The organism is Pseudomonas sp. FG-3G (genome assembly GCF_901007645.1).
Classification (GTDB): Bacteria; Pseudomonadota; Gammaproteobacteria; order Pseudomonadales; family Pseudomonadaceae; genus Aquipseudomonas; species Aquipseudomonas rhizophila.
Genome location: NZ_CAAKGZ010000043.1, coordinates 1 through 15,029, shown reverse-complemented (window position 1 = coordinate 15,029; position 15,029 = coordinate 1). Strand labels below are relative to the sequence as shown.

9 protein-coding genes are annotated in these 15,029 nt (G+C 61.0%); 2 read left to right on the top strand and 7 right to left on the bottom strand.

What is annotated here, in order from left to right; translation table 11 throughout:
• Nucleotides 1–64: 64 nt before the first annotated feature.
• The 4 genes from PSEUDOMOFG3G_RS24960 to PSEUDOMOFG3G_RS24945 are packed head-to-tail and all read right to left on the bottom strand — an operon-like array spanning nucleotide 65 to nucleotide 4,759.
• On the bottom strand, nucleotides 65–556 hold the full coding sequence (locus PSEUDOMOFG3G_RS24960) for a GNAT family N-acetyltransferase (protein ID WP_139048781.1): 492 nt from the start codon (nucleotides 554–556) through the stop codon (nucleotides 65–67).
• 9 nt (nucleotides 557–565) lie between these two features.
• On the bottom strand, nucleotides 566–2,662 hold the full coding sequence (locus PSEUDOMOFG3G_RS24955) for a biotin/lipoyl-binding protein (RefSeq protein ID WP_047230438.1): 2,097 nt from the start codon (nucleotides 2,660–2,662) through the stop codon (nucleotides 566–568).
• 1 nt (nucleotide 2,663) lies between these two features.
• Complete coding sequence (locus tag PSEUDOMOFG3G_RS24950; protein ID WP_076383242.1) at nucleotides 2,664–3,983, bottom strand: efflux RND transporter periplasmic adaptor subunit; 1,320 nt, start codon at nucleotides 3,981–3,983, stop codon at nucleotides 2,664–2,666.
• Entirely contained in the window at nucleotides 3,980–4,759 is a 780-nt protein-coding gene (locus PSEUDOMOFG3G_RS24945) for an efflux RND transporter periplasmic adaptor subunit (protein ID WP_047230440.1), read from the bottom strand. Before PSEUDOMOFG3G_RS24945 ends, PSEUDOMOFG3G_RS24950 begins: the two co-directional genes overlap by 4 nt.
• Nucleotides 4,760–5,224: 465 nt before the next feature.
• Here PSEUDOMOFG3G_RS24945 and PSEUDOMOFG3G_RS24940 point away from each other — a divergent pair, with 465 nt between their 5' ends.
• Nucleotides 5,225–5,914 (top strand): NYN domain-containing protein, encoded by a 690-nt coding sequence (locus PSEUDOMOFG3G_RS24940; protein WP_076383241.1) that lies wholly within the window; start codon nucleotides 5,225–5,227, stop codon nucleotides 5,912–5,914.
• Nucleotides 5,915–6,076: 162 nt separating this feature from the next.
• Here PSEUDOMOFG3G_RS24940 and PSEUDOMOFG3G_RS24935 read toward each other — a convergent pair whose 3' ends face one another.
• From PSEUDOMOFG3G_RS24935 to PSEUDOMOFG3G_RS24925, 3 genes are read right to left on the bottom strand one after another with little or no spacing between them, the layout of a single operon-like run.
• The gene (locus PSEUDOMOFG3G_RS24935; protein ID WP_047230443.1) at nucleotides 6,077–7,444 is read right to left on the bottom strand and encodes an HlyD family type I secretion periplasmic adaptor subunit; all 1,368 of its coding nucleotides are present in this window, start codon (nucleotides 7,442–7,444) and stop codon (nucleotides 6,077–6,079) included.
• Entirely contained in the window at nucleotides 7,434–9,590 is a 2,157-nt protein-coding gene (locus PSEUDOMOFG3G_RS24930; RefSeq protein ID WP_076383240.1) for a type I secretion system permease/ATPase, read from the bottom strand. The genes PSEUDOMOFG3G_RS24935 and PSEUDOMOFG3G_RS24930 overlap by 11 nt, the downstream gene beginning before the upstream one ends.
• A 38-nt stretch (nucleotides 9,591–9,628) precedes the next feature.
• Entirely contained in the window at nucleotides 9,629–10,978 is a 1,350-nt protein-coding gene (locus tag PSEUDOMOFG3G_RS24925; protein WP_139048780.1) for a TolC family outer membrane protein, read from the bottom strand.
• 358 nt (nucleotides 10,979–11,336) lie between these two features.
• Between PSEUDOMOFG3G_RS24925 and PSEUDOMOFG3G_RS24920 the strand changes: the two genes are divergently transcribed.
• On the top strand, nucleotides 11,337–15,029 hold a 3,693-nt coding region (locus PSEUDOMOFG3G_RS24920), incomplete at its 3' end, for an S-layer family protein (protein ID WP_139048779.1).

Here is a 15,029-nt window from a genome sequence, read left to right as displayed (position 1 = left end):
CATCACTTCAAACTGACCCACCGCTATCGCGAGCAGGCTCGCTCCCACACGAGCCAGAAGCAGCTCAGTTCCCCTTCGGATACCAAACCAGCCGCTCCGCCGCCGGGTTACGCTCCTGCACTTCAAAGCCCAATGCCAGGTAATGCTGGCGTGCGTGCGGGTTACTGCTCCAGACCACGGTCGCCACCGGGCAGCGGATCTGTTGTGCGGCTTTTTGTACCCCTTGCAACACGGCCCGACCGTAACCTTGCCCGCGCGCCTGGGGAATGAACGCCAGGTACAACACACGGATTTCATTGGGGCCAAAATCAGTACTCAAGGCGCCAATGGCGGTACCGAGCTTTTCCACGACGTAATGCATGGCGTTGGGGAAGTTATCCCCAAGCCCTTGCTCCTGCACCTGAAATTGCTGAGCAACCACCTGCTGTACTTGCTCGTGCTCGCCGTCGATCCATTGCAGATCCGCTCGCGCCGTCTGGTAAAGACTCTGCAAAAACGGCCCATCGCTGACCTGCGATGGCCGTACCACCAACCCCTCCGCCGCCACTGAATTCATGCTCGCTCCTTAAAACCCGCTTTCCCTGACGCCCAACGCCGCCAACCGACGCCAGGTCGCTCCCAGCACCGATTCACCGTGCCCCTGCAACACCACTACGCCACGCAGCGGTTGCGCCGGCGCAGGCGTGTTATCAACAGCACTCAAACGCACGCCATATTGCGCCTGCACCGGCTCCGCCCGTTGCTGCGAGTCACGCCGTACCGCGATCGGCCCGTGGTGATCGGACGTCAACGCCTGTTGCTCGACCCAGGCCACGCCATTGGTATCGATCTCGTTCAATTGCACGGCAATCGAGGGGTGCATCGGATCGTCAGCAATGAAACGCCCCGTGGCCCCGGGTTCGACCCGCCAAAGCTCGGCTTCGGTCAGGTAGCCGCGTAAGCGGGAGTCGGCCTGTACCACCCGCGCCAGCGGCTGTGTGGGCGACAACCAGCGCCCCACCGACAACTGTGGTAACAGATCACGCACCTGTCCGGCATGGGGCGCGCGTAACAGCAGGCGCTCACGCTGGGCGACCAGGCCCCGGTATTCGGCCACCGCTTCGGCCAGTTGTTGTTCGACGATACCGGCATCGGCGGCGGTTTCGCTGCGGCCGGCCTGGCGACGCATCTGTAACTGCTGGATCTCGATTTCCCGCCGCACAATCGCCAGGCGCGAAGCCATGTCCGGTGACTCCAGCTCGATCAACACATCGCCCTGGGCCACGGTCTGGCCGTCATGCACATTCACCTGTTTGATCCGTGCCGCCACCGGCGCATGCAAGGCACTGGCGCGACCGGCCTCAAGCATGACCGGTACCTCGACGGCGCTGCGCCAGGGCAACAGCAGCGCCAACGCCAACGCCAGTAACACCAGGCCACTGAGCAGCACTCGCGGACCATGGGCCTGCTCGCGCCGGCTCCACCACTGCCGCCATTCGTTCACGATGGGCATAAAAATGAACCACACCAATTCCACCAGCATCAGGAAAATGCCCAGCACCTTGAAGAACAGGTGATAGACCGCCAGGGCAATACCCAAAAACAACGCCGCGCGCCATAACCAGGCGCCGTATCCCCACACCAGCAAGCGACGACGCATTGTCGGCGTCCAGGGTTCCGGAGCCGGCGCGCCATAACCGAACAAGGCTTCACGCAAACGCCAGCGGCACAACGCAAACGCTCGCCCCTGGAGGTTATCCACTGCCCAGAAATCACTGAGCAGAAAATAACCGTCGAAGCGCATGAAGGGGTTAAGGTTGATGATCAACGTGGTGATCCAGGTGGCGCTGGCCAACATGAACGCGGCAGTGCGGGCCGGTCCGTCGGGCAACAGCGACCAGGCCAGCAACGCGATGCACGCCAGCAGCAATTCGGCCAGTACACCGCCGGCGCCGATCAGCAGCCGGGCACGACGATCATTGACCCGCCAGGCGTCGCTGACGTCGGTATAGAACATCGGCAACAGCACCATGAATGCCACGCCCATGCTCTGCACACGGCAACCGGCGCGCTTGGCCATGAAGGCATGACCGAACTCGTGGCACAACTTGGCGAAGAACAACGCCACCGCGAATGCCAGCGCGCCACCCAGGCTGAACAGGTGCGGAAACGTCGCCACGAAGCGCTGCCAGTCCCGCGACACCAGAAAAATACCCACGCCCAGGGTCAGCGGCATGCCATACCGCAGGATGGCGGGCCCGTACCGCGCGAGAAAAGGCCAGGCGCGGTTGAGAAAAGCATCCGGGCGCCACAACGGAATGCGAAAAAACAGATACTGGTGCAGCAGGATCTGCCACAGGCTCTGACGCTGGGCGGCCGTCTTGAACTGATAGCTGTCGCGCTGTTGCGGGTCCATGGCGCTGATCAGATCGTGACCTCGCAAAAAGCCCAGCAATTGCTCCAGCGATTCATTATTGAGCGGAAGGCCCGGCTCACGGTTCGCGGCTTGCAGCACCTGTTCCGGCTCACCAAGGGACCAGTGCCGCAGCATGCGCATCGCCGCCGCGCCAAGCTTGAAATAGCGCCCGCGTACCGGATCGGCCAGGGTCCATTGAGGGGAGCCGTCCGGGTCCGGGGCGGCAGGGGACAATTGCAGGTCTGGCCGCAGGCTCGGCAGTCCCATGCTACAGACCCACGCTCTGGCGCAAGCCGGCCAGTGGTCGACGCAACAGGTACAGCGCCAGCGGGGCGCGATCGCCGAAAATTTTCGCCGTGCCCCGCAGACCGATGCGCGGCGCCGCGTCATCAAAACGCGCGTCCAGGCGATACGCCAGTTGCCCCGCAGCGGTGGGTTGCGCCTCGTAGGCCGAACGTTCGAGCCTGGCCAGGTGTCGCTGCAACGGATCACTGTCGAGGAACAACGCCACCTGGGCACCGGGGGCCAGGTCAATCGCGTCGCCCACCGCCAGCTCAATACGCAATTCGGCCTGGTTCGGGTCGGCGATTTCCATCAACCGCTCCCCCGTCTGCACCGGCTTGCCGAGCCAACGTTCTGCATCGGCAAATACCGCAATACCGTCCCGTTCAGCGCGCACTTCACTGCGTTTGAGCAACTCGATTGCATAGTCGCGTTCGGCGCGTTTCTGCTCGACGCGAGCGGCCAACAGATCAATCTTCGAGCTCGACTCGGCATCGGCAAACGCGCGCTGAGCGTTAGCCTTGAGTTCCGCCTCGGCCACGCCCAACACGCGCTCGGCCACATCGGCCTGGGCCTTGAGACTGGTGCTTTCGAAGCGCAACAGCAAGTCGCCGCTCTTGACGCTCTGGTTGGGTTTGACCAGGAATTGGGCGATCACCCCGTCCAAAGGTGCCGCCACCACCTGCCCGCCCAGCGGCACCACTTCGGCCGGGGCCAATACCGACTGTCGGACAGGAACCAGCAAGCCCAACAGCAGCACCGCCACCAAGGCGACCTGACGCTTGCGGGTCCAGCGCAAGCGCCACGGTTTGCGCGGTTGCAGCGCCAACCAGGCGTGGCTATAGGTGTCGCCCAGTTGCGACAGCAGCACTTGTTCAGAGGGGGGCCATGGCAGGTCACGGGCCAGCCACAAACCGCCGAACACCTGCCCCTGATGATCGATCAACGGCAGCCAGAACACCTGCCCCGCCGACAGGCTTCGCCAGTCCGCCTGAATGGAGTCGCTCACCCCATCGGCGGCAATTACCCGGGCCTGGTTCAGCAAGCCTTTTTTGAATAGCTGCGCCACCGCCTGCTCGACAAACGCCACGAACGGTGCGTTCGGATCCACGGCACTGACGCCGGTCACCGCCTGGACCTTGCCGGCGATCAACAGCGCGGCATGGCGGAACCCGAACAGGGCCTGACCATCGTTGACCAGGCTGTAACTCAGTTGCGCCGGGGTACGCGCAGCCCGCGTCTGGCGCTCCAGGTCGAGGAATCGGGCAAATACCTGTTCGGCGCTGCCCGTGATCGGCGCGTTCACTTGAACTCCGCGAAACGCGCCGTACCGCTCATGCCGGACAACAGCCCCTTGGCGTCAGGCAGCGTCGCCACCAGCAGCAAAGTCTGGCTGCCCTCGTCGATGCGCGCGCCAAGGCGTTTGACCGTCGCTTGCAGCGGCTGGCCGGTTTCATCGGGGACAAAGGTGAAGGACTGGCCCGGCTTGAGCCTGCCCATCCAGCGCGAAGGCACCAGCAGATGGATTTCCAGGGTGCGGTTGTCCACCACGTCCAGCAACGGCGCGCCGGCGGCCACGCTTTCATAGCGCTGGACCTCGCGCGCCACCACCTGTCCATCGAACGGCGCGATCACGCTGCAGCGCTTGACCTGGACCTGATAAACCTGGGACTGCGCCTGCGCTTCGCTGAGCCTGGCCTCGGCGCGTGCCACTTCGAAACGCCCGACCGATTTCAACGCCGCCAATTGCTTGTTATGGGCCAGTTCTTCACTGGCACCACGGCTCGCGGCCCGAGCTGCATTGAGCTGAGCCTGGTACGCTGAACAATCGAAACGCGCCAGGGTATCGCCCTGCTTGAACGACTCCCCCTCACTGAACGGCAACTCGACAATTCGTCCAGCCAACTCACTGGCAAGCACCGCCTGATCCCGTGCCCGAAGCACGCCACGCGCCTCATTGCCGCTCGGTGCACTGGCCCTGACGCCGCTCTCGAGCAGCGGATCATCGGAAACAGGCGTCTGCGCCTGCACCCAGCACGTTACAAAGACCAACCCCCAAACCCAACTACCTGAACGCCGCATAACCGTTACTCCCTGACGGATGGGCGGAGTCTACGACAGCGGTGGGGGGCGTCAAGGGAGTAGCAGGGAGGAGGAAGCAATCTCTTGTTTCAAAAAGACCAAAGAGGAGATCAAAAAGCGCTCGGTTTTTGCTGGGATGAGTCGGTATCAAATCCCACAGAATCTTGAGAGCTTCCACTCATACAAAACGGCTTTCGGTGATGGATCTCTCGTATTCTCCGCAGGAGCCCTCAATTTCGTAACAAACGCTGACAGATCAAACAAAGAATAAGTTTGACCTCCCACCGCGCATACGCTCAACACTGATCTGCCGGTGAAAAAAGGTAAACCAAACAGCAGTTGACGCCATGTCACGCTCAACTTAGGATGGCTTTACTCAACCCCGTACGCAGAGATTCAATTTTCTGGCCGTTGGGGTGAAAAAACCGGCTTAGGCCGGTTTTTTCGTTTCTGGGGATTGAGCTTGTGCGAACCGCATTTTTTGTAGATGGCTACAACCTGTTCTATGGGCTGCTCGCGGACACACCTTACAAGTGGCTGGATCTGCGAAGTCTGTTGTCGCATATCGCGCATATCGAAAATCCGCAGAGCACCACTTCCTCGGTTGATTACTTCACCTCCTCGGTCAAACCGTCATTGGCCACCCGGGGTCAAGCATCAAAAGAAGCGCAAGACACTTATATTCGCGCCCTGAAGAGCACCCATATCTGTGTCCATTACGGTCACCATCAACTTGAACCTGCCAAGGCCCCTCGCTTTATTGATAGAAAGACGAAAGCGTCTCGCAACGACAAAGTCGACATCTGGAAGCTGGAGGAGAAAGAAACGGACGTTCACATAGCAATCAGCATGTATCGAACCGCTGCCAAGCAAACGAAACTGAAGCATCATGAACGGTTGGAGCAGTTGGTGCTTGTATCCAGCGACACCGACATGACGCCGGCCTTGAGAGCCGTACGAGAAGACTTTCCTGCAATAACCGTCGGCGTCATTCTTCCCCACAGAGCCGAGCTGAATCGCCCGTCTCCAGGTTCGCTAAAGCAGCACGCCCACTGGACACGCCGCGTTGTCACCTGTGAGGAACTCCAATCCCACCAGTTCCCCACCCGAGTACCCACCCACAAAGCCCCCGCTATCAAACCGGATTACTGGTAAACCCCTGCAGCCGGATATACCGACGCCCAGCTCCGATACCTCTAGTCCTACCGTGGCAAAGCACTATCGCGACACAGCCAGTCACCCTGTGGGAGCGAGCCTGCTCGCGACGACGTCAGCCCAGACAACTCAGCATTTGTGACGAGGAGGCCCGCTCAAACACTACCGCTCGTGCAACGCCTCGGCCCGCGCCTTGATGATGGGTTTGAGCAGGTAACTGAGTACGGTTTTCTTGCCGGTGATGATGTCCACCGAAGCCACCATGCCCGGGATGATCAACAGGGGTTTTTCAGGGGTGCCCAGATGACTGCGCTCGGTGCGCAGCTTGATGATGTAGTAAGTGGTTTTCTTGTCTTCGTCGGTGATGGTGTCGGCGCCGATCTGCTCCAGCTTGGCTTTCAGCCCACCGTAAATGGTGTAGTCGTACGCGGTGAATTTCACCGTGGCGTCCTGGCCGGGGTGCAGGAAGGCGATGTCCTGGGGACGGATTTTCGCTTCCACCAGAAGGGTGTCGTCCAGGGGCACGATTTCCACCAGGTCACTGCCGGGCTGGATGACCCCGCCGATGGTGTTCACCAGCAACTTGTTGACGATACCCCGCACCGGCGAGGTGACCAGTGTACGGCTTACCCGATCCTCCAAAGCCTTGCCGGTGGCCTGGGCCTTGTTCAGGTCGGTACGCGCCTCATTGAGTTGGGTCAGGGCTTCGCTGCGGAACTTGCCGCGCGTCTCATCGATCTTGCGCTGCACTTCCTTGATCGCCGATTCAGCGCGGGGAATCGCCAGTGTCGTGGCGTCGAGTTGCCCACGGGTTTCGACTTCAGCCCGCTTGAGCCGCAGCACTTCCACCGGTGACACCGCACCCTGGGCTACCAGCGGTTCGGACATGTTGATCTCCTGGCGTTGCAACGACAGGGCGGAGCGGTACTGCGACTGCTTGGAAACAAACTCGCGCAACTCCTGCTGACGCTGGATCAACTGCTCCTGCAACCCGCCGATTTCATCGTGCAGTTGTTGGCGGCGGCTGATGTACAGCGACTCTTCGCTGGCGGCCTGGCGCGGAACCGCCTTGAGCACGTCCTCCGGGAAGTTCAGCGGCCGGTCATCGACTTCGGCACTCAGCCGCTCGACCCGCAACAACATGGACAACCGATCAGCCTCGGTCTCCCCCACATTAGAGACAAACCGAGTGTCATCCAGGCGAATCAACGGCGCGCCGGCCTCGACGATCTGCCCTTCGCTGACAAACAGCTCGGCAACGATCCCGCCTTCCAAGTTCTGGATCTTCTGGATCTTGGACGACGGAATCGCCTTGCCGTCGCCCTTGGTCACTTCGTCGACCTGCGCGAAGTTGGCCCACAGCAACAGGAAGACAAAGAAGCCGATGATCCCCCAGATCGTCAGCCGCACCACTCGCGGAGCGTCTTCGATCAGGGCTTTGTTGACCTCAGGCAGAGGCTGGCCATGCAGCGAGTCCGAACCCTTGAAATAGCGGCCCACGGCATTTTTCAAACCCGACTTAAGCAACACTGATCTGCCCCTTCTTCAACGCTTCCATCACCGCGGCTTTCGGGCCGTCGGCGAGGATCTGCCCACGGTCGATCACCAACAGGCGGTCCACCAGCGACAGCAAGGATGCCCGATGCGTCACCAGCAGCACGGTCTTGTTTTCCACCACGGCGGCCAGGCGCTGTTTCAAGCGTTCCTCACCGGTGTTGTCCATGGCGCTGGTGGGTTCATCCAACAGCAGGATGGGCGGGTTGAGCAGCAGCGCGCGGGCCAGGGCGACGTTTTGGCGCTGGCCGCCGGACAGGTTCTGCCCGCGCTCGCCAACTTGCAGTTCATAGCCTTGCGGGTGCAAGCGCGCGAACTCATGCACACCGGCAAGTTCGGCGGCCTGGAGCACCAGTTCGTCCTCGACGTAACGGGCGCCGGAGGTCAGGTTGTCCCGCAGGGTACCGGCCAGCAGCTGGATATCCTGCGGCACATAACCGATGTTGTAGCGCAGCTCGCTGACGTCGATCTGACGAATGTCCACGCCATCCACCAACAGCGCCCCGTCGTCCGGTTGATACAGACCCACCAGCAACTTGGCCAGGGAGCTCTTGCCCGAACCGCTACGACCGATGATGCCGATTTTTTCCCCGGGCTTGATCACCAGGTTGATGTTCTTCAGCGCAGCGTTCTGCTGGTTCGGGTAGGTGAAATTCAACTGACGGCATTCGATGGCACCCTGCAAGACCTTACGGCTCAACGGGCGCTCTTCGAAATTGCGCTCCTGGGGCAGCTCCATCATCTGATCGACCGAAACCATGGTCACCCGCGCCTGCTGATAGCGAGTCAACAGACCCGACAGCGACGCCAACGGGCTGAGGGCGCGGCCACTGAGCATGTAGCAGGCGATCAACCCACCCATGCTCAGGTTGCCGGCAATGATCTGATAGACGCCGAAGACAATCATGATCACCCCGGCCAACTGCTGGATCAGCAAGGTGATGTTCATCGCCAGGCCGGACAGCATCTTGACCCGCAGCTCGAGGCGGCTGAGGGTGCCGATGGTTTGTTCCCACTGGTATTGGCGCTCGCTCTCAGCGTTGTTGACCTTCACCGCATCCAGGCCGGCCAGGGTTTCGATCAGGCTGGATTGACGCTCGGCGCCCAGGGCCATGGTTCGCTCCATGGTCGCCACCAGGGGCTTTTGCAAGGCGTAGCCGATCAGCAGGGCAATCGGAAAGGCCAGCACCGGAATCCATACCAGATGCCCGCCGAGGATCGCGATGACCATGAAAATCAGCAAGGTGAACGGCAGGTCGATCAGGCTGGTAAGGGTCAGCGAGGCGAGAAAGTCCCGCAGGCTTTGGAATTCATGGATGTTCTGGGCAAAGCTGCCCACCCGTGCCGGGCGATACTTCATGGCCATGCCAACGATGCGCTCGAACAACGTCGCCGAAATGATCAGGTCGGTTTTCTTGCCGGCCAGGTCCAGGCACAGGCTGCGCAACATCTTGAGGATCAGGTCGAACACATAGGCGCCGGTAATACCGATCGCCAGCACCCACAGGGTGGACTCGGCCTGGTTCGGTACCACGCGATCGTAAACGTTCATCACGAACAGCGGCGCCGCCATGGCGATAATATTGATCAGCAAGCTGGCAGCAATGGCGTCGGCGTACAGCCAGCGCGACCGCTTGAGCGTGTCGCGAAACCACGAACGCGCCCGAGGAATGAGCGTGCCGTGGTTCACGTCGAATTTGTGTTGCGGTTGAGCGAAGAACACTTTACCGCTGTAGTCGTCGGCCAGCAGTTCACGGCTGACCGTCACTTCGCCGCCATCACTTTCGCTGAGCAGCAGACGCGCCTGGTCATCGCCGACCCAGCCGAGCAACACCGCGCTACGACCCTCCTTGAGCAACAGCAGGGCCGGCATGGCGATGGTCGGTATCTGCTCGAGCTTGCGTTGCAGCACCCGGCCTTGCAGACCGGCACGTGCTGCCGCTCGCGACAATAATTCGACGCTCAGCCGTTGCTTGGGTAACGGCAGGCCGGTGGTGAGCATCGCCGCGCTGGCCGGCTTCTGATGGAGCATGCAAAGCGCCAGCAAGCCGTCCAGCAATGGGTCGTCGTGCAGCGTGCGTGGATCATGGATGAGTTCGGCTCGACTGACTTCTGATTCCACGCTGGGCACTCTTTGCTGATCAAAACGGGATGGATGACTCAATTCATCCCAGGCAACTGGACCCTGGGCTTGACGTCATTCTGCACAACGGATGCCAACGGCGCGACAACCCCCTGACTTTTGAGCAACTGCCCCATGGTTGCCTTGATCCGGTATTGGCTGAACAACTGCACGTTCTTGATCTCCGCCAGGCGGCGGGAGGCGCTGAACAGCTCGTTTTCGCTGTCGAGCAAGTCGAGCAGGGTCCGCTCGCCGAGACCGAACTGCCGCTGGTAGGCGGTGCGTACGTTGGCGCTGTGATCGACGTACTGCTGGGCAATCGGTACCTGGGCGTTGGCGTTGTTGAGGGCGTTCCAGGCCAGGCCCAACTCTTCAGTCAGTTGACGCAGGGCGTTGTTGCGGATGTCCAGGGCCTGGCTCGACAGATACGACTTGGACTCCAGATCCGCCTTGTTGCTACCACCGGCGTACAGGTTGAAACGCATGCGCAGCATGGCTTGCCATTCGTTGTTGTGACCGTTCTGACCATCCAGATCGTTGTCGGCGGTACGGCCCAACTCGGCGTCGAAGCGGGGGTAGAAGCTCGACTTGGCGGCTTCGTACTGTTGCTCGGCGGCCGCGATGTCGGCTTCGGCGGAACGCAACACCGGGCTGTTCTCCAGCATCTGGGCACGGGCTTCGTTCAGGTTGGCCGGCAACAGCGCCAGAAAATCGGCGGGACGTTCCAGCTGGTCGGGCATCTGGCCCACGGCGCTGAGGTAGTTGGTCTCGGCGTCGGCCAGGTTGGTCTGCTCGGTGATCAGGTTGTTGCGGGCCTGGGCCATGCGCGCCTCAGCCTGATCCAGATCGGCGCCGCTGCCCACGCCACGGTCGGTGCGCAGCTTGATTTGATCGAAGATGCGCTCGTGACTCTTGAGGTTTTCCTCAGCCAGACGTACGAACTCGCGTCGGGTCAGCACGTCCAGATAAACCTGGGCCACGGTCAATCCGGTGCGCTCGGACGCGTCCAGCAAGGAATAGGCACGGGCATTCACGGTGGCTTGTTGACGCCCCACTTCGCTGGACGTCGCAAAACCGTCAAAAACCATTTGCGTCAGGCGCAGGCTGGACTCGCTACGGTTCAAGGTTTCCCAATGATTATTGCTGCCCGAGCGGGTCGTCACACTGTCAGTACCTTCGCGACCGTACCCCGCCGCAAGGTCCACTCTAGGCAGGTAGCCGCCTTTAGCGGCCTTGAGTTGGTAGTCCGCCGCCAGCCGGCTGTTCACACCGGCCTGAATCTCAGGATGGACATCCAGCGCCTGTTGCATAGCCTGCGGCAAGGTTTGTGCTTGTACGAAACTGGCGGCGAGGGCGAAAGGTAAAGCCTTGAACAGGTGCAAACGCATGGTTGGATTATTCCCGAAACTCTTGTCTTGAATCACAGCGAAAGGTGGCGCTGCATCGGATGATGGCAACCGGGATGACCGTATGTCGGAAAGTTCGAAACAGGCAGTGAATCATGCACCGAAAGAACAGGTCGCCGCTTAAATATCAATGTGACATTACTGAAGCGATTGTTTAGGATGGCCAGCAGAAGGTCAATAGTTTGGCATAAACAAAAAAATCAAAAAAACAAGCCAAAATATTGACGTCATGAAGCGTCAAAACAACCTTATTTAGCGAAGCAAGAGCGTCCAGACCGGCGCAGCCAGAGGCTGTTCGGTACATGGAAGTCTACTGAACGTGGCACCCGGAGAGTCTTCAATGAGCAGTGTTATTGCCGTCGTCAAAAGCATTGTTGGTCAGGTTTTCGTCGTATCCCCCGAAGGCATCCGGCGTGTGCTCATTGAAGGTGACCGCCTGTCCACAGGCGATCAATTGGACACCGGCGCTGCTGGCGCCGTTACATTGGAACTGGCCGATGGGCGCACGCTGGACCTGGGTCGCGACACCCAGTGGAGCGCCAATGCCCCGGACTCCTCCACCGATCTCGCCCAGGCCACAGCCCAGGCTGCGCCGTCGGTAGAAGAACTGCAGCAGGCCATTGCCGCCGGCGTCGACCCGACGACCGCCCTTGAAGCCACCGCCGCTGGCGCCACTGCTGCAGGTACGGGTGGGGCCGCCGGTGGCGGCCACAGCGTTGTGATGCTGGATGCCACCGCTGGCAGCGTCGACCCGACCATCGGGTTCCCGACTGAGGGTTTGAGCGCAGCCGCGGCCGCTGACGATGACATCACCGGCGGCGACACCGACGCCGATACCACTGCCAACGCGGTGCTTGATTCGACGTTGACCCTGAGCGCCACCCCGACCCTGACCGAGGCCGGCGGCGTGCTGGTCTACACCGCGACCGTCACCCAGGCGCCTCAGACCAACCTGACCGTAACCTTGTCCAACGGCGCAGTGATCGTGATTCCCGCCGGGCAACTGACCGGCAGCGTCAACGTCCCCCTGGCGCCGAACGACACCGTCTATAACGACCCTAGCCAGATCAGCGTCACGGTCACCGGCACTACCGGCGGCACCGGCATTGCCGTGACCTTGCCCACCACACCGGCAGTGACCCAGATCACCGACACTGTGGACACCACCACCGTCACTTTGACGGCCGGCAACACCGTCACCGAAGGCGGCCAGATCACCTACACCGCCACCCTGACCAACCCGGCCCAGACGCCAGTGACCGTAACCTTGAGCAATGGCTCGGTCATCACCATCGCTGCGGGCCAGACCACCGGCACCGTCAACGTCGACACCCCGGCCAACGACGTCTACAACAATGGCAGCACCGTCAGCACCACCATTACCGGTGCGACTGGCGGCAACTTTGAAAGCCTGGTGCCAAGCACTACACCTGCCGTGACGACGATTACCGACTCGGTGGACACCACTGGCCTGACCTTGACCGCCAGCGACACCATCACTGAAGGCGGTCAGATCACCTACACCGCGACTCTGACCAACCCGGCCCAGACGCCGGTAACCGTGACCTTGAGCAATGGCTCGGTCATCACCATCGCCGCCGGACAAACCACCGGTACCGTCAACGTCGATACCCCGGCCAACGACGTCTACAACAACGGCAGCACCGTCAGCACCACCATTACCGGTGCCACGGGCGGCAACTTTGAAAACCTGGTGCCGAGCACCACGCCTGCCGTGACGACGATCACCGATTCCGTGGACGCCACTGGCCTGACCTTGACCGCCAGCGACACCGTTACCGAAGGCGGCCAGATCACCTACACCGCGACTCTGACCAACCCGGCTCAAACTCCAGTGACCGTGACCTTGAGCAATGGCTCGGTCATCACCATCGCTGCCGGACAAACCACCGGCACCGTCAACGTCGATACCCCGGCCAACGACGTCTACAACAATGGCAGCACCGTTAGCACCACCATTACCGGTGCAACGGGTGGCAACTTTGAGAACTTGGTGCCGAACACCACGCCTGCCGTGACGACGATCACCGACTCGGTGGACGCCACCGGCCTAAGTTTGTCAGCTTCCACTGAAGTGGCCGAAGGCGGTTCGATTGTCTACACCGCGACCCTGACCAACCCCGCTGGCACTCCGGTCACCGTGACACTGAGCAACGGCGCTGTAATCAACATCGCTGCCGGCGCTACTACCGGCACTGTGACCGTCGATGCGCCGACTGACGATGTCTACAAAGACGCAGGCAAGGTTGAAGTCAGCATCGATAACGCCACCGGCGGTAACTTCGAAAACCTGGTGCCGAGCACCGCACCAGCGGTGACCGATGTCACTGACACCATCGACACCAGCACCGTGTCGCTCACTGCGACCGCGAATGTGGCTGAAGGCGGCACCGTCGTTTATACCGCCTCGGTCAACGCACCGGTCACCGGCGCTCCGTTGGTGATCACCCTGTCGAACGGCCAGAGCATCACCATTCCAGTCGGTTCCAGCAGCGGTTCGGTCAACTTCGTGACCCAGAACGATGCCCTTGCCGGCGGCGACAACCTGAGCGTCAAGATTGATGATGCTCAAGGCGGCAACTACGAAAAACTGGACATCGACGCCACACCAGCGGACACCACCGTTACTGATGTGCAGGACACCACTGGCCTGACGCTCTCCGCCACTGACACCGTTGCCGAAGGTGGTTCGATTGTTTACACCGCAACGCTGACCAACCCCGCTGGCACTCCGGTCACCGTGACCCTGAGCAACGGCGCTGTAATCAACATCGCTGCCGGCGCCACCACCGGGACTGTGACCGTCGATGCGCCAAAAGACGACGTCTACAAAGACGCCGGCAAGGTCGAAGTCAGCATCGATAACGCCACTGGCGGTAGCTTCGAGAACCTGGTGCCGAGCACGACTCCGGCAGTAACTGATGTCACCGACACCATTGATACTTCGACCGTCAGCCTGACCGCGACTTCCTCCGTGGCTGAAGGCGGCACCGTGGTTTACACCGCTTCGGTGAACGCACCGGTTACCGGCGCTCCGCTGGTGATCACCCTGTCGAACGGTCAGAGCATCACCATTCCAGTCGGTTCCAGCAGTGGTTCGGTCAACTTCGTGACCCAGAACGATGCCCTCGCCGGCGGCGACAACCTGAGCGTGAAGATCGACGACGCCCAGGGCGGCAACTACGAAAAACTGGACATCGACGCGACTCCGGCTGACACCACCGTTACAGATGTGCAGGACACGACTGGCCTGACGCTCTCGGCCACTGACACTGTTGCTGAGGGCGGTTCGATCGTTTACACCGCAACCCTGACCAATGCCGCTGGCTCGCCAGTGACCGTAACCCTGAGCAACGGCGCCGTAATCAACATCGCCGCCGGCGCTACCACCGGCACTGTGACCGTCGATGCGCCAAAAGACGACGTCTACAAAGACGCCGGCAAGGTCGAAGTCAGCATCGATAACGCCACCGGTGGCAACTTCGAGAATTTGGTGCCAAGCACCACGCCAGCCGTCACCAATGTCACTGACACCATTGATACGTCGACCGTCAGCCTCACCGCGACTTCCTCCGTGGCTGAAGGCGGCACCGTGGTTTACACCGCTTCGGTCAACGCCCCGGTCACTGGCGCTCCGTTGGTCGTAACGTTAAGCAACGGTCAAAGCATCACCATCCCGGTTGGCTCCAGCAGTGGTTCGGTCAACTTTGTTACGCCAAACGACGCCCTCGCTGGCGGCGACAACCTGAGCGTCAAGATTGATGATGCCCAGGGCGGCAACTACGAAAAACTGGACATCGACGCCACTCCGGCTGACACCACCGTTACTGATGTGCAGGACACCACTGGCCTGAGCCTGAGCGCTACCGATTCGGTTGCCGAAGGTGGTTCGATCGTTTACACCGCGACATTGACCAATGCCGCTGGCTCGCCAGTCACGGTGACCCTGAGCAATGGCGCCGTAATCAACATCGCTGCCGGCGCCACCACTGGTACGGTGACTGTCGATGCA

What these genes read in the sequence shown, in the direction of transcription:
- PSEUDOMOFG3G_RS24960 (WP_139048781.1), bottom strand. Translation starts at nt 556, where the DNA reads ATGAATTCAGTGGCGGCGGAGGGGTTGGTGGTACGGCCATCGCAGGTC.
- PSEUDOMOFG3G_RS24955 (WP_047230438.1), bottom strand. Translation starts at nt 2,662, where the DNA reads ATGGGACTGCCGAGCCTGCGGCCAGACCTGCAATTGTCCCCTGCCGCC.
- PSEUDOMOFG3G_RS24945 (WP_047230440.1), bottom strand. Translation starts at nt 4,759, where the DNA reads ATGCGGCGTTCAGGTAGTTGGGTTTGGGGGTTGGTCTTTGTAACGTGC.
- PSEUDOMOFG3G_RS24925 (WP_139048780.1), bottom strand. Translation starts at nt 10,978, where the DNA reads ATGCGTTTGCACCTGTTCAAGGCTTTACCTTTCGCCCTCGCCGCCAGT.